20 protein-coding genes are annotated in these 18,910 nt (G+C 40.7%); 5 read left to right on the top strand and 15 right to left on the bottom strand.

Annotated elements, in window-relative coordinates:
• Nucleotides 1-31 precede the first annotated feature (31 nt).
• Together WG954_RS04095 and WG954_RS04100 are read left to right on the top strand one after the other, a co-directional pair.
• Nucleotides 32-1,129 (top strand): glycosyltransferase, encoded by a 1,098-nt coding sequence (locus tag WG954_RS04095; RefSeq protein WP_340433919.1) that lies wholly within the window; start codon nt 32-34, stop codon nt 1,127-1,129.
• Nucleotides 1,130-1,169: 40 nt separating this feature from the next.
• A complete protein-coding gene (locus WG954_RS04100; RefSeq protein ID WP_340433920.1) occupies nt 1,170-2,066 on the top strand; it encodes a DMT family transporter in 897 nt (298 codons plus the stop codon).
• Nucleotides 2,067-2,083: 17 nt separating this feature from the next.
• Here WG954_RS04100 and WG954_RS04105 read toward each other — a convergent pair whose 3' ends face one another.
• The 9 genes from WG954_RS04105 to WG954_RS04145 all read right to left on the bottom strand — a co-directional run bounded on the left by WG954_RS04105 (nt 2,084) and on the right by WG954_RS04145 (nt 10,025).
• Nucleotides 2,084-2,842: an LOG family protein gene (locus tag WG954_RS04105; protein WP_340433922.1), complete on the bottom strand. Its 759-nt coding sequence runs from the start codon at nt 2,840-2,842 to the stop codon at nt 2,084-2,086.
• Between the two features lie 9 nt (nt 2,843-2,851).
• A complete protein-coding gene (locus tag WG954_RS04110; RefSeq protein ID WP_340433924.1) occupies nt 2,852-4,054 on the bottom strand; it encodes a glycoside hydrolase family 10-like protein in 1,203 nt (400 codons plus the stop codon).
• Nucleotides 4,055-4,062: 8 nt separating this feature from the next.
• Entirely contained in the window at nt 4,063-4,518 is a 456-nt protein-coding gene (locus WG954_RS04115) for a MarR family winged helix-turn-helix transcriptional regulator (protein WP_340433926.1), read from the bottom strand.
• A gap of 189 nt (nt 4,519-4,707) precedes the next feature.
• The gene (gene lptC, locus WG954_RS04120) at nt 4,708-5,286 is read right to left on the bottom strand and encodes an LPS export ABC transporter periplasmic protein LptC (protein ID WP_340433927.1); all 579 of its coding nucleotides are present in this window, start codon (nt 5,284-5,286) and stop codon (nt 4,708-4,710) included.
• Nucleotides 5,279-6,634: a BamG family beta-barrel-assembly machinery protein gene (bamG, locus tag WG954_RS04125; RefSeq protein ID WP_340433928.1), complete on the bottom strand. Its 1,356-nt coding sequence runs from the start codon at nt 6,632-6,634 to the stop codon at nt 5,279-5,281. Before bamG ends, lptC begins: the two co-directional genes overlap by 8 nt.
• Nucleotides 6,609-7,334, bottom strand: coding sequence for a type III pantothenate kinase (locus tag WG954_RS04130; RefSeq protein WP_340433930.1), 726 nt, complete (start codon nt 7,332-7,334; stop codon nt 6,609-6,611). Before WG954_RS04130 ends, bamG begins: the two co-directional genes overlap by 26 nt.
• A 9-nt stretch (nt 7,335-7,343) precedes the next feature.
• Nucleotides 7,344-7,985: an LON peptidase substrate-binding domain-containing protein gene (locus WG954_RS04135; protein WP_340433931.1), complete on the bottom strand. Its 642-nt coding sequence runs from the start codon at nt 7,983-7,985 to the stop codon at nt 7,344-7,346.
• 41 nt (nt 7,986-8,026) lie between these two features.
• The gene (locus tag WG954_RS04140; RefSeq protein ID WP_340433932.1) at nt 8,027-8,788 is read right to left on the bottom strand and encodes a glycosyltransferase family 2 protein; all 762 of its coding nucleotides are present in this window, start codon (nt 8,786-8,788) and stop codon (nt 8,027-8,029) included.
• A gap of 1 nt (nt 8,789) precedes the next feature.
• Nucleotides 8,790-10,025 (bottom strand): O-antigen ligase family protein, encoded by a 1,236-nt coding sequence (locus tag WG954_RS04145; protein ID WP_340433934.1) that lies wholly within the window; start codon nt 10,023-10,025, stop codon nt 8,790-8,792.
• Between the two features lie 153 nt (nt 10,026-10,178).
• Between WG954_RS04145 and meaB the strand changes: the two genes are divergently transcribed.
• On the top strand, nt 10,179-11,081 hold the full coding sequence (gene meaB, locus WG954_RS04150; protein WP_340433936.1) for a methylmalonyl Co-A mutase-associated GTPase MeaB: 903 nt from the start codon (nt 10,179-10,181) through the stop codon (nt 11,079-11,081).
• Between the two features lie 84 nt (nt 11,082-11,165).
• On the opposite strand, the gene WG954_RS04155 is transcribed toward meaB, so the two are convergent.
• The 6 genes from WG954_RS04155 to WG954_RS04180 all read right to left on the bottom strand — a co-directional run bounded on the left by WG954_RS04155 (nt 11,166) and on the right by WG954_RS04180 (nt 17,813).
• Nucleotides 11,166-13,571: a zinc-dependent metalloprotease gene (locus WG954_RS04155; RefSeq protein ID WP_340433938.1), complete on the bottom strand. Its 2,406-nt coding sequence runs from the start codon at nt 13,569-13,571 to the stop codon at nt 11,166-11,168.
• Between the two features lie 232 nt (nt 13,572-13,803).
• Nucleotides 13,804-14,040 (bottom strand): CAMCR motif-containing small membrane protein, encoded by a 237-nt coding sequence (locus WG954_RS04160; protein ID WP_340433939.1) that lies wholly within the window; start codon nt 14,038-14,040, stop codon nt 13,804-13,806.
• A gap of 120 nt (nt 14,041-14,160) precedes the next feature.
• Nucleotides 14,161-15,435, bottom strand: a complete 1,275-nt coding sequence (locus tag WG954_RS04165; protein ID WP_340433941.1) for an RNA polymerase sigma factor — start codon at nt 15,433-15,435, stop codon at nt 14,161-14,163.
• A 102-nt stretch (nt 15,436-15,537) separates the two neighbouring features.
• The gene (locus WG954_RS04170; RefSeq protein ID WP_340433943.1) at nt 15,538-15,885 is read right to left on the bottom strand and encodes a YciI family protein; all 348 of its coding nucleotides are present in this window, start codon (nt 15,883-15,885) and stop codon (nt 15,538-15,540) included.
• Nucleotides 15,886-15,972: 87 nt separating this feature from the next.
• Nucleotides 15,973-16,725: a LytR/AlgR family response regulator transcription factor gene (locus WG954_RS04175; RefSeq protein ID WP_340433945.1), complete on the bottom strand. Its 753-nt coding sequence runs from the start codon at nt 16,723-16,725 to the stop codon at nt 15,973-15,975.
• Between the two features lie 17 nt (nt 16,726-16,742).
• Complete coding sequence (locus tag WG954_RS04180) at nt 16,743-17,813, bottom strand: sensor histidine kinase (protein WP_340433947.1); 1,071 nt, start codon at nt 17,811-17,813, stop codon at nt 16,743-16,745.
• A 93-nt stretch (nt 17,814-17,906) separates the two neighbouring features.
• Here WG954_RS04180 and WG954_RS04185 point away from each other — a divergent pair, with 93 nt between their 5' ends.
• Both WG954_RS04185 and WG954_RS04190 read left to right on the top strand, forming a co-directional pair.
• Nucleotides 17,907-18,341 (top strand): DUF1761 domain-containing protein, encoded by a 435-nt coding sequence (locus WG954_RS04185; protein ID WP_340433949.1) that lies wholly within the window; start codon nt 17,907-17,909, stop codon nt 18,339-18,341.
• A 44-nt stretch (nt 18,342-18,385) separates the two neighbouring features.
• Nucleotides 18,386-18,901, top strand: a complete 516-nt coding sequence (locus tag WG954_RS04190; protein WP_340433951.1) for a DUF1579 family protein — start codon at nt 18,386-18,388, stop codon at nt 18,899-18,901.
• The last annotated feature ends 9 nt before the right edge of the window (nt 18,902-18,910 follow it).

An 18,910-nucleotide genomic window follows, 5' to 3' on the forward strand; every position in this document is an offset into this window, starting at 1 on the left:
ACTTTCCCTCACAATTATTGTCATTTCTGCGATGAACGGCCAAAAAAACAGACGGATACTGCTGGCACCCCTCGATTGGGGGCTGGGTCATGCTACCCGGTGCATTCCCATTGTCCGTTCCTTACAGGAAAATGGCCACGAGGTTGTACTTGCTGCTGATGGAGCGGTAGCCGCTTTATTCAATAGTGAATTCCCCGGGATCGAGATCAAGGCACTGAAAGGTTACGGCATCAGGTATAGTAAAAATGCATCGCTGTTTGGGAGTATGCTACAACAAATGCCGGGCATACTGAAAAGCATCCGTTATGAACAGCAATGGTTGAGTGAACTGTTACAGAGAGAAGAGTTTCATCTGATCATCAGCGATAACCGACCGGGGTTTTATAGCAAGAAGGTTCCCTCTGTTTATATCACCCATCAACTTCTTATCAATTCAGGAAAAGGAAAATGGCTGAACAGGTTGTTGCAACAACTGCATAGCCGTTACATGAAAAACTTTCGTGCCGTGTGGGTGCCTGATCTTGAAGGCAAAGAAAATCTTGCGGGAGAGTTAGCACATCCTTCAACTCCACTTGTACAACCGGTTTACCTTGGTTTGCTTTCACGTATGAACCCAGTGATAACTGAAGTAAAATATGATGTGATGATCATGTTATCAGGCCCGGAACCACAACGAACAATACTGGAGGAAAAATTGATTGGCCAGCTTTCAACTTATACGAAAACTGTTTTGCTTGTCCGGGGATTGCCTGAGCAACACAGCAGTACACTTCAAGTACCCTCACACATCACCGTACACAATCATTTACCGGCTATTTTTTTGCAGGAAGCTCTGTGTTCATCGAAACTGATCATTTGCAGAAGCGGTTACACTACGTTGATGGATCTGATTCGATTGAAGAAAAAAGCGGTACTCATTCCAACACCCGGTCAGCCGGAACAGGAATATCTTGCGGAGTATATGCAACAGCAGCAATTGTTTCCTTTTATAATACAGGAAAAATTTCATCTTACAACAGCATTGACTGTTAGTGATTCTTTTTTATACAATCAACCATTTAGTGAAGCAGATTTTCAACAACACAATGCCATCATTACAACACTTGTACAGAAGTTCACCAACAGATGAGGCGTTTCCAATAACTTTACAGCTTTATTTTTAAATCCATTTGTCAACAACCCAAACCAATAAGGCGCATTTAGCCATACTTGCTACCAATTTAATATTTGGTATTAACTTTAGCGTGGTAAAATATATTTCGCCCTCGCTTATTAAACCCTTCGGGCTTAATTTTATTCGTGTTAGTGTTGCCGTTTTATTGTTCTGGTTTCTGTTCCTGCTCAAGCCTTCCAACGGCGGTATTTACAAAAAAGACATTCCCCGTTTTTTACTTTGTGCATTAACCGGGGTAGCAATCAATCAGCTGCTATTCATTAAAGGATTAACATTAACTACACCCATTCACGGCGCACTACTCATTCTGGTTACACCTGTTTTTATTTTACTGCTGGGTTTTTTGTTGCGTACAGAAAAAATTACGGTGCTCAGACTAACCGGCCTTGCATCGGGCATCTGCGGTGCAGTTTTATTGATCCTGTCAAGAGAAAATTCAGTAATAGGAAGTAACATGGTGCTGGGTGATGTTTTGGTTGTGATCAACGCCATCTCATATGCCTTTTATTATGTACTGGTAAAACCATTGATGAAGAAATACACACCCATACACATCATACGCTGGGTATTTTCGCTGGGTTTTATAATGGTGTTACCTTTCTGTTGGCACGAGTTTATTACCATTGACTGGAGTTTATTCGATACATCACATTTTGCGGCATTGGCCTTTGTTGTATTAGGTGCTACATTTTTTGCTTATTACTTCACAGTATACGGATTGCAGCATTTAAGTGCCGCATCAGTTGGTGCCTACATTTATCTTCAACCACTGTTCTCGGCAATTGTATCAGCTATTTTCTTTCATGAAACAGTTTCAGGTTACAAATTAATTGCAGCTGCATTGATTTTTACAGGCGTGTATCTTGTAAACAGAAAAAAGACAGTTTCGTAAAATGCCTTAAGGACTGATTATTTCCCAAGCCAATTCTTTCGTTCAAACAACCAGCTAAAGGGTCTTTGCGTTTCATGTTTTAATTCGAAACGTTTTATACTTTTCTCTTTCAGCACTTCCATTGCTTCTTCTACTGAATCTGTTACAATGAACAGCTGATCATCGTTGGGTGAAATGGTGCCACGTTCTTTCATGTGTTGCACATGTTCCATCATTTCTTTATGAAACGCTTTGCCCATTACGATCACCGGAAAGTCTTTGATCTTTTTTGTTTGAATCAGCGTAATAGATTCAAACAGTTCATCCAAAGTTCCAAAACCACCGGGCATACAAATAAAGGCGTAAGAGTATTTAATGAGTAATGTTTTGCGTACAAAAAAGTAGCGGATGTTTACCCAAGTATCGAGGTAAGGGTTTGGATCCTGTTCAAACGGAAGCACAATATTACAACCAACACTTCGTCCACCTACTTGCTTTGCTCCACGGTTGGCAGCTTCCATTAAACCAGGGCCGCCACCTGTCATAACTGTAAACCCCATCTTTGCTACTTCAGCTCCTACTTTCTGCGTAAGCTCATAGTATTCGTGTCCTTCGTTGTAACGAGCCGAGCCAAAAATGGTGACACAAGGACCAACAAACGCAAGGCTTCTGTAACCTTTTATAAACTCCAGTAACACCTTCCATGCAAACTTGAATTCACGCCAACGACTCTGCGGACCTTCTAAAAATTTTATTTCACTCAGTTGTGTTTTTATTGCTTCCTTTTCATTTTTCATAAATTCTGATTATTTCTTTTTAGGTAACCAATTCATTTCAGGAACAAGTGCAGGTTCTTTAAAATAATGCAACCGCAAACTATCGTTCCATCCATTGGGGTTTTTATTAAATGTTTTGCTGCTGAAAAATATCATACCCTGCATATTGGGTGTGTTGCGGAGTAATTCGATCTGCCGTGGAATAAGTGTACTGTCTTTCCATGCATCACTGCTGCCTGCACGATAAATTCCCAGGCCAATATAACAATGTTTACCGTATGTGTTTTTGCTCCACCAATCGATCAACACTTCGTAAGGAGCTGCTTTATGACCAAACTCCCAATAAAGTTGTGGTGCCACATAATCGATCCAGCCTTTTCGTAACCACAAGAGAATATCTGCATACAGATCATCGTAATTTGTTTGTCCTGCTTTTGTATTGCTGCCTCTTGGATCTCTATCGCTGTTACGCCATACACCAAAAGGACTGATACCAAACTTCACCCAGGGTTTTGTTTTTTTGATCATACGACTCAAACCAACAATTACTGAATCAACATTACTTCTTCGCCAATCATCTATTGCAAGCCCGTTTTTATATTGATGATAAGAGATTGAATCAGGAAATTCTTTACCTGCAATGCGGTAAGGATAAAAATAATCATCGAAATGAATGGCATCCACGTCGTACCGTTCCGTCATATCACGGATCACTTCTACTACAAATGCCTGTGCTTCTTTATTCCCGGGATCGAAATATTTTTTTCCACCATAATCTAAAAACCATTGTGGATGCAAACGTGTAATATGTGATGGGGCGATCGAGGCTTTTCCAATATTGAAATCAGCACGATAAGGATTGCACCATGCATGAAATTCCATTCCCCGTTTGTGCGTTTCCGTAATCATAAAAGCCAACGGATCGTAATAAGGAGATGGAGGTTTGCCCTGTACACCACTTAACCATTCGCTCCAGGGTTCGTAAGGTGAAGGATAGAATGCGTCTGTCGCCGGGCGAATCTGCATGATCACAGCATTCATGCCATTGTTTTTATGCAGGTCCAGTATGCGGATGAATTCGGCTTTTTGTGAATCGACCGCCAGCCCTTTTTTCGATGGCCAGTCAATATTATCAACTGTTGCGATCCATACTGCCCTGAACTCCTGTTTGGGTTGGGCCGCAACAAGCGATTGTAAAAAAATAAGAATGAAAAGAAAATAACCACGTGCCATATCCGAAATTAATCAGAACCACGCACTTTATCGAGCAAAGAGTTGAGTTGTCTGGCATCTTCTTCTGAAAGATTATTCATCACTCCATCAATGAACGACTGTGTACTGTCCAGTTTATTCAGGAGTTTTTTGCCTTTTGAAGTAATTGTTACATCAACAAGGCGTTTGTCTTTTTTGCTGATGGTTTTCTTTGCAAGATTTTTCAACAGCAACCGATCAACAATACGACTGGTATCACTCATTTTATCGAGCATACGTTCACGTATCTGTAATGTTGAGAGTGGTTTATCGCTGCCACGTAAAATACGGAGTATGTTGAATTGCTGAAGCGTAAGATCTTCTTCATCCAAAAACTGCTTCAGTTTTTCTGTAACCCAGTTATGTGTAAATATGAGATTGACAACTGTTTTATGATGTTCATTTCTGAACTTCCTTATTTGTTTAATGTCTGTTTCTAAACTCATAAGCTGGTAGTTTTTTAATGAAAGGTTTGCATTCAAACGAATTTAATTTCCGGCAATTGTTGCTTCAGCAGAAGAAGTGTTTATTTAACAACTCTCTTAATAACATACCGGCGATTAAATAGTTTCCAAAGGTATTGTTGCGTAATCGCTGTTCAATGCTGTTTAATTCGGAGGGACGGATAAAGGCTCTTAATTGCCTGCAAATTTCGAAGCGCCAACCAGCAGAATACCGGTAATAGAATCAATGCGGCCATTCTTTAGCTGCTCATCACTTTCAAAACCTTTACCAAAGATGGTTTTTGTTTTTTGCCTGATCTCAACATCTTTTGTGGTATAGAGTTTATGCAAATTCTGTTCCCAGTAAAGTTCGTCGGTTTTAAGTGTATCGCCATCAATTCGTATTACCACCACACTATCCGTCAGCACAATACGGCTCTGCTGTTCGTAGTAGGATGCTTTTTTTGCATCGAGATAACTCTCGATCTGCATGCTGTCGTTATAAAAATCAACATGCAATGAACTGGGGAACTCAACCCTTGGAACACTATCGAAGTAACGAAGCATAAGCGGAGCCGTGAGTTTTGCTTTCATTCTACCGCCCTGGCTGAGGTAGCTGGTTACATTTTTCACCTCATCAACCGAAAGACGGGTGCGCTGCATGTCACGGATCTTTTCAAGATCGTTCTCGCATGCCATGAAAAAAAAGCAGCCCATAATTAGTGCTGCTGCTTTCTTTATTGAAAAAATATGGTTGAGAATATTAATCATATTTCCGTTTAATGAACCAGATATCACTCAACGAGAAACCAACCGTAAACCTGAAATAATTTTCACGCAATAACATGGTGCGGTTACCACGCTGGCCAAATTCAAAAGCTGTATTTACTACATTACTCTTGTTGATCTCCTGGTATGTAAAACGTTTGATCGGCAATCCTACACCAAATGTAATACCATATGTGTTCATGTTGCCATCAACAGTATATGGTTCTAATCCGTAGTTAAATCCTGCACGGTACATTACCTGGCTCCAGTAAGATTTTGCACGTCCGGTAATATCAGGTATGAATTGTCCACCAACTTTTATCTGCCATCCGTCCTGCAACATATCTTTAGCTCCGTTGTAACGGTAATCGCCCCATTTTGAGATCACATAATCTGCACCTAAGCGCAAACTGCTTTTACCATCATGCTCATACATCAACCCAAAACCATAGGTTGAAGGAAAGAGAATATTTCCTTTGATATCTGTTACTTCTGAAACTGAATCAAGCTGCTGATCGTTTCCTGATGACTGATCGATAAGGAACGTTTCAAACAGTTCATCACGTGTTGAACGCATGCTGCTTTGCAATGTTGAGTACGCACCCAGGTGCAACACACTTGATTTACGGCTAACTGTATCAACTTTTAATTTGATCATATACTGCACGCCAACTTCTGCAAACGCAGCACCAAATTTATTGCGGATCTTTTTCTGACCACTACGGTAGCGGCCAACAGCGGTATCGTTGTAAATATTTACTCTTGTTGTATAATCGGCAGTACCAAAACGGTAGCCTCCGTTTACGCCAATGCTGAAATTCTTAATGCCGATAGCTGTACCTAAAAATGCCTGGTAGCTGCCACCTGTTCCTTCGTAAAGAGTAATCGTACTGTCGCCTGAAGGAAGACGGCCACCCGATTGAATATTGTAACTCACCTTTGTAACCGGGCGCAGACCAAATGCCATTCCCCAATTTACTTTTGACTTTACGGGTTTGATCTGGAAACCTGCTGCCAGGTAAGGAATCACCGCATTGTTGGAAGTATAGGTGTCGCCCCTGTTATTACTCAGCTTACGGCTGTTGATGTCGATCCCGACATCAAGGATGGAACGCTGTAAGCCAAAACGGCTGTACGAAGCAGGGTTTACGAAATTGATTGTTTGAAAGTCGCTATATGCAGCCCCTAAATGGCCCATGCCCCTTGTGGCAACATTGCCTGTAGGAACAATATCGCCTAAACCGTAACGGCTCCAGGGCGAATTATCCTGTGAAATAGCGGGAAAAATAACTGTTAACGATAGCACGAACACCAACGAAACACGCTTACCGATTGAACTCACTGATTGCATACAGACCTTTAAATATTAGTTGAGGGTCTGCAAATATCTGGTTTTTGAGCAGAGGAGCAAAATGAAGCGTATCACCCCCGGTTAATTGCACGTTAAAGTTCCCGTACTTTTCAGCATATGCATCAATGATTCCATCGATCTCTTTGGCCATCCCCCAAGCAACTCCGCTGAGCAAATTTGTCTTGGTATCATACCCAATTAAAGGGAAGTGCCACTCCATATTTACCAATGGCAGCTTGGCCGTAAACCCATGCATGGCTTTGAAACGCATTTCAAGCCCGGGTGAAATACTGCCACCCAAAAACTGGTTCTGATTATTGATGAAATTATAGGTGATGCAGGTGCCTAAACCAATGGCTAAATTATTTTTTTGGGGGAAGAGATAAACGGCGGCTGCACAAAGTGCCAACCGATCGGCACCAATAGTTTCAGGTTTACCAACCGGGGTGCTGAAAGGCAGTTTTGTGAGATGTGATAATTTATGAAAGTTGGTATGGCTGCTCAGCACGTCTTCTACCACGGGTTGATGATTCACCACCGACGACAGAATGGTAAACTGCGGCTTATATTTCTGAACGATCTCTTCAATGGTTGAGCGGTGATCATCCGGCAGAATAACAATTTCTTTCAGCTGATCCTGTTCAAACACCGCTGCTTTTAAACGTGTGTTGCCGAAATCGAAACAAATGGTAGTGGGCATGTGTGCAAGTTATAGATCAAAGTCAAACGATTCGAGGTTCCTGAAATGTCCGTTAAGTTTTACTTTGTCTTTCAGGTTTTCCATTTCTGATAACATAGGAATTACTTTACCTAAATGACGTTTCAGATACTCCTGTCTTTGCGCTTCCTGGAAAAGGCCAAGTAATTCATATTCTTCTTCAATATTCAAACCCATGTGATGTGCTACATCAAAGGCTTTTAATTCTTCTTCGGGTTTTTTAAAGTCTTTGCTTACTTCCAGCAGGCGATGCAGTTCTTTAATTCCTTTTACTACTTTCTGCATCAACTCACGTTTGCCATCATCTTCATCTTCAGGATAAGTAACAATAGCGCCGCTGTATAATTTTTCCGGTATTTCTTTAATGAGTTCCAATAAACGAAACACTTTTACGCCACGTGTGGTAATATCCATCTTACCATCTTCATACACTTTCTTTATGGCTGTTACTTCCACTAATGTGCCAAGGTCTTTTAATTCTTTATTTACAACTGCAGGAATGCCAAAAGGTTTCTTCTGTTCAAAACATTCGGCTATAAGTTGCTTGTAACGTGGTTCAAATATGTGGAGGTTCAGATTTTCGCCAGGGAAAACAATAATGCTTAAAGGGAAGATGGGAATAAAATTCGTCATGCAGTGGTTGGTTCTGTATACAAATTAACGAAGAAACCACTTTATTGTTTAGCGGCTTTTTGAAGATTATACAAGGTTTGATATTTCAGACGGGTGTAACGCCTTGTCATAGCAGCGATCTGCAAACCTTCCTTGCCATCGAGAAAACCTAATTTGAGAATATAGCTGTTGAAAAAAGAATATAATGGTGAAAGATAACGTTTGTACCACGCTCCTCTTTTCCCTGCTTTGAAATATTGTTCCCCGCTTTTAATACCGTAGGCTTTCATTTTTTGTTCATACTGCTCAGTTGACTGAACAGTTTTATGGAGAATGTAGCCATTCAGTTTTTTCACTACACAACCATCTTCATAAACCAGTTTTTCGTGTACGTAGTCTTCGTTCCATAATGCCTGGTTGCGGTTGAATAATCGAAATGGTTCATCTCTGCGCCAATCGCCGTAACGGATCAATTTGTCTTTAAAAAAATTCTTACGGCGTATCGTGTATACAAATTTCTCATTTGAAAGATCGAGGTGGAGTAAGGTTTGTAAAAGTTCTTCATCTACAATTTCATCAGCATCTATTTGCAATATCCAATCGTACACTGCCTGCTCATTGGCTATATTTTTTGTAAGGCCGTGCCCTCTCCATTTTTCTTCGATCACTGATGCACCATTTTTTACAGCAACAGGAATTGTAGCATCGTTACTGCCAGTATCACAAACAACAATGTCATCGGTAAGTGATTTTACACTTTGCAATGTGGGTGCAAGCAGGTGGGCGGCATTCTTTGTTATAATTACGACAGATATAGGTTGCATACTACTGTTTGACCGGGCGAATAGATAAATTCCAATACAATATAAAAAAACAAAACAAAAACACACCGAATTGATCGTTGATTGTTGACTCGTAGAAAAACACGAGATCCATAAACAATACAAAAGCAAGTGCCTGTTTGTTTTGCTGCCAATGTTTACTAAAAAAAGGCAATAACACAACCACTGTAAATAAAAGAACGGCTGCAATACCTGCACCGCTTCCATTCAGCATCCATTGGTTAAGCGGAAGAAATTGTTGTGATGACGGAATTTCAGGCGCATTAGCTGCATACCATTTTCCTGCTTCGTCTTTTATATCTCCATAACCCACACCAGCTAACCAATTATTTTGAAAAACATGCCATCCACTACGAATAGAAGCTAACCTGTTTACATCACTGAAATTTCCTGCAAATTGTTTCTCTTGCCAATTGTTTTGCTCATATATCACATACTGTAACCTGATACGAAAAGTTGGTATACTGTAATAGGCTGCAACAGGTAAACACAACACAGCTACAAGAGCTGCAGTTGCCAATTGTTTACTTCCTGTATGGTACAATTGCCAAATAAATAAAGGCAGCACAACAATATACAAACCCATCAGGCCCGTTTTGGCGCCAAGTAAATGCAGATAAATTATAAACCATGCGGCGGCAATGCGACAAGCCCATTTAATTACATTAGGTGAGCTAATTTTCCATTCTTCCAGTTTCAACCATAGCAGTAATGCAATTACAATGGCCATGCTGAAACGGATATGATCATTTTCTGCAGGTGTAGGAAGTGTTTTCGATATGCGATACAATGCCTGGTAGATTTCCTGATCGCTTAAATAATGAGTGGCACTCCACACAGAGCCTATAAATAATAAACAGATCCATACTAAAGCAAATAAGAGAAAATGTTTTCGTTCAAACCCTTTTTGTATTGTCATTGCAAAGGGTAAAAGAAATAATGGAATCAAATCCTGCATCATTTCCAGCCAGACAGATTGATTGCTGCTCCACAAGCCTGAAATAAATGGAAGCAAAAAAAGACAGCTAATGCCGGAAAGTAAATTATCTTTTTTAAAAACTTTCACACGTTCTTTAAAATCGCCCTGCAGAAATCCATTTGCAATAACGGTGATCATCCCAATGCTGAGCATTGCACGACTAACAAGGAAACCAACCATCATTAAGAGTATACCCGTACAAAAAAGATAAAAATGTATCGTGGATCTGTTTGTTGACATGTTGGAACTGCAAATAAACAAACTTTCAATGTTATACCAACTCCGTTTGATGTACGTGCTGATGTTGCAGATAACTGTGATGAAACCTGTCCCGATCTTCCCTATCAACGGCTGTAATGCGCTTTGAATAATTATTTCAGTTAGGTTTGTGTCATGTGGGCTGCTTTACTGCAAGAAGTTAAACAAGGCAATGCCAAAAGCCTGGCACGTTGCATTTCGTTGATTGAAAACGAAGTGGAAGGCTATGAAAATTTCTTACAAACCTTACCTGCATCTGCCACTCCTGTTATTGGATTAACCGGACCACCCGGTGCCGGTAAAAGTACCTTGACGGATAGTTTGATCGGTTTGCTGGTGAATGAAGGAAAAAAAGTTGCGGTGCTTTGTATTGATCCATCCTCGCCATTTAATCTTGGTGCGTTGTTGGGCGATCGTATACGCATGAGTAATTGGTACAATCATCCCAACGTATTTATCCGTTCATTAGCTACACGTGGATCGTTAGGTGGATTGCATCCAAAAATTTTAGAGATCACCGATACCTGTAAAGCAGCCGGGTTTGATTATGTAATTGTAGAAACAGTTGGTGTGGGACAGAGTGAAATTGAAATTGCAGGCCTGGCGGATGTTACAGTTGTTGTTTTAGTTCCCGAAGCTGGTGATGAAGTACAAACGATGAAAGCAGGGTTGATGGAGATCGCTGATATTTTTGCCGTGAACAAAGCTGATCGTCCGGAAGCTGATTTGTTTGTTCGTAATCTTCGTTTGATGTTAGCTCCTGCATTTGCAACACATACACAGGAAATACCGGTGGTAAAAACAATTGCCACCGAACAAAACGGTGCAGGTGAATTGCTGCAAAACATTCAAACATTATTACAACAGCAGCATGTAAACGAAAGAAGAAGCTGGTTACTGGCGGAGAAAGCCTATTATCTTATTCAACAACAACGCATGAAAGATGTGTTGAAGAAAGAAATGAAACTGCAGATTGAAGAAGAACTGAAAAAGGGTGATTTTAATTTGTACCGGTTTATAGTAAAATACATGAGCTAAGAAATAGAAGGAGTGAAAAGAGATAAAAAAGAGGAGACCGTTTCGATCTCCTCTTTTTCTTTTTCTACTCTTTCATCTCTTAGCTTAGTCCTCACAACCAATCGGTGCACCCGGCGGCGCTTCTTTATGCAAGGTTGGTTTCGCATCTTTCGGATTCTTCATACGCTCCAATGCCAATTGCAAATGACCGGCGGTATTGCCAGTTGCGGTTTTTAATTGCAATTCAATTTGTTTTTTCAGATCGCTTAATGCTTTTTGTACAGCAGCACGAACAAGAAATGAATTATTCTCATCAACAGATGATGCAAGTAAATACGTTAATAATACCTGTTCCGTTTGTTGCTGAATCAATCCTTCCATACCGCTCCTTCGTGGTGCTTTCCATGTTTTATCGATTAATGTTTGAATCATTTCAGAAACACCCAAGCCACCATTTACTTCCTGCTGCACCATTCGGCTCAACCGTTCGCTGTTGAATAAAAAAGAGAAGGGAAGATCGGCACCTGTTTCAGCAGGTGATAACTGATCAAATGATAAACCAGTGCGTTTGCGGAACAATTCTCTTGAACTGCCGTAACCCGATGGTCGTGGTGGTATCAATGCTGCAATACGATCGGGTACCATCAAAACTTTCGGATCAATACAATCAACAATTGCATTCAGTGCTTTGCGTTGTTCTTCCTTCGGCAACATTTTGGTGATGAGTTGTCCATCGCCACGTAATGCATAGTTATAATACATACCGCCAACAAGTTTTGTGGCTGCTTCTATTTGATAACGATGATAAAAATAAACCGGCACCAACGCATCTTCCAGCATCGCCATTGGCATACCGGGCACAATATTTTTCTCTCCAAATTGTTGCAAGGCTTTGCTGCGCACTTTCATTACTTCTTTTAGTTCGTCTGCAGCATTTACACCATTGTCCCACAAATGTGCCTGCGGATGTAAACCACCCGGTGCACGTGCATCCCGATCGCTGATGAATTGCAATCCTTTTTTATTTGCATCGATGATAATATTATTCAATGCCGTTTTCTCATTTGTTCCTGCAGGAAAATCCTGATAGCCCCAAGTAACAGCTACTTTATCCCAATCACCAATTTTATCATCATACACATTGGAAAAATCCATTTCACCAGTTGCATTTACACGAATAGTTGGGTGCGGATAATCCATCACACTTGCACGGTTGCTTACACTGGCTGCATAGTTGTGCATTAATCCAATAGTATGTCCAATTTCATGGGCCGATAATTGACGTAGCCTGGCCAATGCAGCCTGCAACATTTTATCATTTGCGGGAATGCCTGTTTCGTAAGGCGATAACAATCCGGAGAAGATGAGATAGTCCTGTCGCACTCGAAGAGAACCAAGCGATACCTGTCCTTTGATGATCTCACCGGTGCGTGGATCAACAACAGAAGCACCATAACTCCAGCCACGTGTTGAACGATGCACCCAGTTGATCATATTGTAACGGATATCCATGGGGTCTGCACTATCAGGCAGAATTCTTACATCAAATGCATTCACATAACCTGCAGCTTCAAACGCCTGGTTCCACCATTTGCCGCCATCGAGTAAAGCAGAACGGATGGGCTCCGGTGTTCCATTATCTAAATAATAAATGATCGGCTTCACTGCTTCGCTCTTTGCAGCAGCCGGATCTTTTTTCTTTAAGCGATGACGGATGATGTATTGTTTTTCGATGGGATCACTAACGGGTGATGCATAGTCGTAAAATGAAACCGGAATAAAACTGCTACGGGGATCAAACACTCTCGGCTTATAATTATTATCGGGTAACTGCACCAATGAATGATGAATACGAAGTGTGATTGCTTCTGTTGAAGGAGTAACTGATTGTACAAAATTGCCTACTTCACCATCACTGTTGGTATAAGTAACGGTTACTTCCAATTCAGAATTAAGTGGAAAATTTTTGGTGCGTGCAAGGTACATGGCGCTACGGGTTTTATCCAGTACATAATTTCCCTGTCGCATCCGTCGGATAGTATTGCTTACTTTCATTGCATCACGCATCAAAAAATCAGTTGCATCAACAAGGAATTTACCATTGCTTTCTGCTTCGGTGGTAAAACCCCAGACTGTTGTTTGAGCAAATGCCTGCTCTACTGCACGCCTTTCTGCAGCATCATTTGATAGCGCACGGTAACTGTAATTGGGTTGAATGAGTAAGATCTTGCGCCCAACTTTATTGAATTTCACCACACGGTCTTCGCCCAACAAACCACGATCCAGACCAATATCATTTGATCCCAAACCTGCGGGAAGCGAAACAACATATAAAAATTCTGTATCTAACTTATCTATTTCAAGCCAAACTTTTCCTGTATTCTCATCCCAGTAGAAAGTGAAGTAACCTTCATATTTTTTCAGGCCGTTTGTCTTTTCTTCAATAGAGGGAAGTTTCTGTGCCGTTGTAAAAAGAGGTAACAGCAACACTAGTAAAATTAATTTTTTCATGTGCACCTTTATTATTTTATTTTGGCCACATAGTATTCGCTTTAACAAATATTCATTGCCCTTAGGATAAAAATGAATATTTGTTGAAGCTCATTTCATATGCAGTTGATTGTTGCATACAAGTTACGGGATGCCGTTGATTGGCAAAAAGTAATTTGATTAATGGTTACTACATTCCGGACGCCCTCGTCAGGCGGAATTAGAATTACCGATGATTAGAATAAAGGGAAAATTAAGCTTGTGCTTCCTCGTCTTTCTTCTGTAACCTCCACCAGCGCCAGCCTATGAAACCAATGATGAGTAAAGGGGTGCTCATGAGATAAATAATGGCACCATTCAAGGCCTTCGCTGGTTTTTCACCAAGCTGTGAAGCAGTTTTTGTACAGATCGAACATTGTGCTTCAGCATCAATGCCTGCAATCAGCAATGCAATGGCTAAAAAAACGATCATCAATCCCCACTTTTTCATGTTCTTAGTTTGAACTGCAAAGTTAAGGGAAGAACAAGTAAGAAGAATTGACAATAAGCAATTGGCAACAGACAAATAAAACGGGAAGCGCTAATTTACCTATTGCCCATTAGCGATTGCTTATTCCCTCTCCGTCTTGCTCAGCTTCCCCTGCAATAGCTTTTTCTCGATGGCAGATTGGGTTAGTTCTATGGCTTCTTCAAAATACTCCCGGGCTTTATCATATTCTTTGAGCCGCCAATACAGTTCGCCGAGTGTCGCAGGTAGCAGATAATAGTTTTTCAATGTTTCCAATCCATGAATAGCTTCTATGGCTTTAATTCCTTCGGTTGCGCCTTTTAGTTCACTTACAACAATAGCCCGATTAAGCGCAATTACAGGTGATGGATACAATTGATACAACAGATTATAACAATTCAGGATATTGTGCCAGTTGGTGTGATCGTAATCCCTTGCCTGTGCATGTTCGTAAGCAATACCTGCTTCAATATGATATTTACTGATGGTTTCTCCAGCAGCCGATTCCTCCAGGTGATACACGCCTGTTTCTATTAAAGCCCTGTTCCATTTTCTACGGTCCTGTTGCTTCAACAGTAAAACATTTCCTTCCTCATCCATACGTGCTGCATTTCGGGAAGAAGTAAAACACATTAATGCCATCAACGCATGTGCATTCGCATGCTGTACAGACGGGCTTCTGCAAACAAGTTCACACAAACGCATAGCCTCATTCATAAGATCATTGCGAATGAGATCTTCATGATTGGTGGAATTATATCCTTCGTTGAACAACAGGTAAATCGCCATCAATACATTTTCCACCCTGTTATTCAGTTCTGATGATGGAGGCAATTCAAACTCGATCTTGTTTTCACGGAACGTTTGTTTAGCACGATAAAGTCTCTTTTCAATAGTATCGTAATTGCTTACAAAAGCTTTTGCAATTTCTGTTACACTAAACCCACAAAGGATACGTAAAATCAAGGCCACCTGCGCTTCTGTTGGTAAAGAAGGATGACAACAGACAAACATCATCCGCAATCTGTCGTCATCAATTGTTTTATCATTCACCAACTCATTAACTGTTGGAGCCAATGTATATTCTGATTGTAAAAGATGAGAAACTGATTTTGCATATGCTTCGCCTTGTTTCTGTTTACGGATCACATCCACAGCTTTGTTTCGTGCAGCTGTAAACAACCAGGCAGAAGGATTGGCCGGCAGTCCATTGATCTTCCAGTTATCCAAGGCTTTCAACAATGTGTCCTGCACCACATCTTCAGCCAGTTGCAGGTTGTGCACGCCAAACACTTTGGTGAGAGCAGCTACCAACTTTCCCCATTCATGACGAAAAAGATGATCAACTGTTTGCTCTATTGTAGATGACTGTTGCAAAAAAATGCTTTTCTGCAAGTTATAAAAAGCAGATTGGCAAATGATCCTTTTTAGCAGGCTTTTATGAACAATGCCCTGCGGTAGCAGGGCATTGCAGACACTTTATGCAGGTACTTCCATTTTCATAACCTGTCTTACATGAATGGTTCCTCCCGATTCATAATCAGGATAATCTTCACATAGTGCAACGGCCTCATCATAATCCCCGGCATTCACGATAAAGTAACCGCCTACAATTTCTTTCCCTTCCGTAAAAGGGCCATCAACTACATTTTTACTATTGCCTTTGATCACTTTACCGCCGGGTAATAAAGGTTCGCCTGATACATACTTACCCGCAGCTGCCAGTTTATTAACCCAGGCCAGCCATTTACCCATATTATCCTGCATTGCTTCGGGAGATGCGTCGGGAGATACTCCACCTTGAAAGATCAACATAAACTTTTCCATAAAGATTGTTTTAAGAGATGAGTGAATAATGATTTATATATTGACGAACAACCGAACATAATCCGGACATGTCCTTGAAATTTATTTTTAACTCCCCATCCACTCTTTAAATGCTGCTGCACTTTCCTGGCTTACGATCACTTCTTCGGGAGCGGCGGGTTGCAGTTCAAGCTCCAGTTTGCTTTTGGGATACGATTTGATTTTCTGGATGGCCGATACATTCACTAAATACTTCCTGTTTACACGATAGAAAACGGAAGGATCAGTTTCCTTTTCCAAGTCAGCAAGTGATTGGTCAAGTATGAACTTCTGGCTGCGGTTATCAACCATACACACCAGTTTATGTGTGGCATAGAAATAAGCAATGTCTTCTGTTTTGATGCTGATGTAATCGCTGCCACGCTTCACCAAAAAACGCTTCCTGAATTCTGATGTTTGTTTTTGTTGCGATTGTAACAACTGCTGTAAATTTTGAGCAAAGTATTTTTTCAGTGATTCATATTTATTCAATGCCTGTTGCAGTTTTTCATCGCTCACAGGTTTTAACAAATAGTCGATGCCATTATGTTCAAAAGCTTCCTGCCAGTATTCATCATAAGCCGTACAGAAAATAATGGGGCAGCTGATCTTTACCTTATCTAACAATTGAAACGAAAGCCCATCAGATAATTCAATATCCATGAACAACAGATCGGGCATGGGATGAGTTGAAAACCATTCTGCAGCCGCTGAGTTACTGCCAAGCACCGCTTCTATTGCAAAATCCTGGTTTGCTTTCAGCAAAGCTTTCTTAAGTTTTTCTGCGGCTGGTTTTTCATCTTCAATAATTACAATGCGCATATAAGTGATATTTACAATCAATCGATTTTCAGAATGGGTAAGCAAACTCTGAAAGTTTCTTCTTCTTCTTCAACACGAATGGATTTACCTGTACTGAGCCGGTACCGTTCTTCGAGGTTTTGCAAACCAATACGTGATGATGGTTTACGCAGCTTTTTTTCTTTTAGCCTGTTCCGCATTTGTAATTCATGCCCCACAAATCGAAGCTGTATCTGCATGGGTGATGTTTCCGAAAATTCATTATGCTTTACCGCATTCTCTAACAAGACCTGTAACGAAATAGGCGGAATTAAATACTGATCCCATAATGCTTCATCAACATCCACTTCCAGTTGCAACGCATCTTCAAACCTGATCTTTAACAATGAAAAATAATCCTGCATAAACAACATCTCATCACGTAGCAATACAAGATCCTTTGCTTTGTTCTGCAAAATATAGCGGTACACATCGGCCATATGATCGTTAAAGAGCTTGGCCTTCTCCGGTTTCTCTTCAATTAAATGCGACAATGTATTGAGCGAATTAAAAATAAAATGCGGATCGATCTGGTTCTTCAAAGCCTCCAGTTCAGCTTCTGCTTTTGCACGTTCCAATTGTTCCTGCTGCAGTTTATCATTTGCCACATCCCGCACCAAAAAAACCGTTTCATACAAATTCACCAAAAAGAAAACAGCAATTAAAATGATGATGGATGATAGCCGCACCACATGCCAATCAACCACTCCGTTCATGAATATCTTGTACCAGCCCACCAGCATCAACACACTTACTGGTACTACATAAAACGGAATAGTGATGATAAAAGCTAAAATTTTCTTCAACGGTTTATTCAACCAATCGAAATACGAACGCAGTGTAAATTGTAAAAACCGGACTCCTTCATAGATTACTAACGCAATTAATATGGTGTAGAGATAGCTGAGTTTAATTTGCCAGTTGCTGAATTGTGCATGCGGCACCATCTGCGTAATTAAGGGAATGGCAATGCCAAACAAAGGCACCAGCACCACACGGATACCGATGTCGTTGATCTTGTCTTTCGGACCAAACAGTTTCGTCGCTATGTTTTGTGCGTTAGTCGGCATCAGTTCCGGTTTCGTTCGTTTGCTGCTTGTGCATGTAAAGTTTGTAAAATAGATTCGAATACAAACAAATTTTTCAACCCAAAAACCAACTGTATGGACATGAATTCAATTAACTGGCTTGCTGTATTGGCGGCTGGCATTTCCGCTTTTGTATTGGGCGGCGTTTGGTATTCTCCTTTGTTATTTGGTAAAGCATGGATGAGTGAAAATAAACTCACTGAGGAAGATGTAAAGAAAGGCAACGCTGCAAAAATTTATGGTTGGGCCTTTGTGCTTTCACTCATCATGGCAGCTAACCTGGCGATGTTCCTTGCTGATACACCGGCTGAATGTACCGGCAACTGTGCGCAAAAAACAGATGTTACCTGGGGGACCATTGCAGGTTTTCTTGCTGGTATCTGGGGTTTTGCTGCTATTGCCATTGCTGCTTTGTTTGAACAAAAAACTGCACGCTACATTTTTATTAATGGGGGTTACGCATTATTTGCACTTACACTAATGGGCGCAATCATTGGTGTATGGCGATAAAATCATGACATTAACCATTACCTTGTTATCAAAACCTTATCGTCATGAAGTATTTGCTTTTTCTTTTCGCCTCCACAATAACCATACAGCTAGTTGCACAAAAACCTTGCAGTGCTCCTGCTTATCGTCAATTCGATTTTTGGATCGGTGAATGGGATGTGTATGGAAAAACAGGTGCTAAAGCCGGCGACAGCAAGATCAGTTTGATACTCGACAGTTGTATTATTCTTGAAGAATGGACGAGTACAGGTTCAAACCAAGGGTTACGGTTTGCAGGCAAAAGTTTTAATACCTGGAACAGGAATACAAAGCAATGGCAACAAACCTGGGTTGATAATACAGGCGGCAGTACCGAATATCTCGAAGGGAAATATGATGATCAGAAAATTATCTTTCAAACAAAGCCATTTCCTTTTTCAAAAGACACGATAGCTGTAAGAAAGTTAACCTTCTTCAATCTGTCGAAAGATAAAGTGCGCCAGTTTGCAGAAATTACAAAAGACAATGGCGCTACCTGGCAAACAGAATATGATCTTGAATACCGTCGCAGAAAAGGATGAATGGGGTAA

Origin of the sequence: Lacibacter sp. H375, assembly GCF_037892425.1 — a bacterium.
GTDB lineage: Bacteria > Bacteroidota > Bacteroidia > Chitinophagales > Chitinophagaceae > Lacibacter.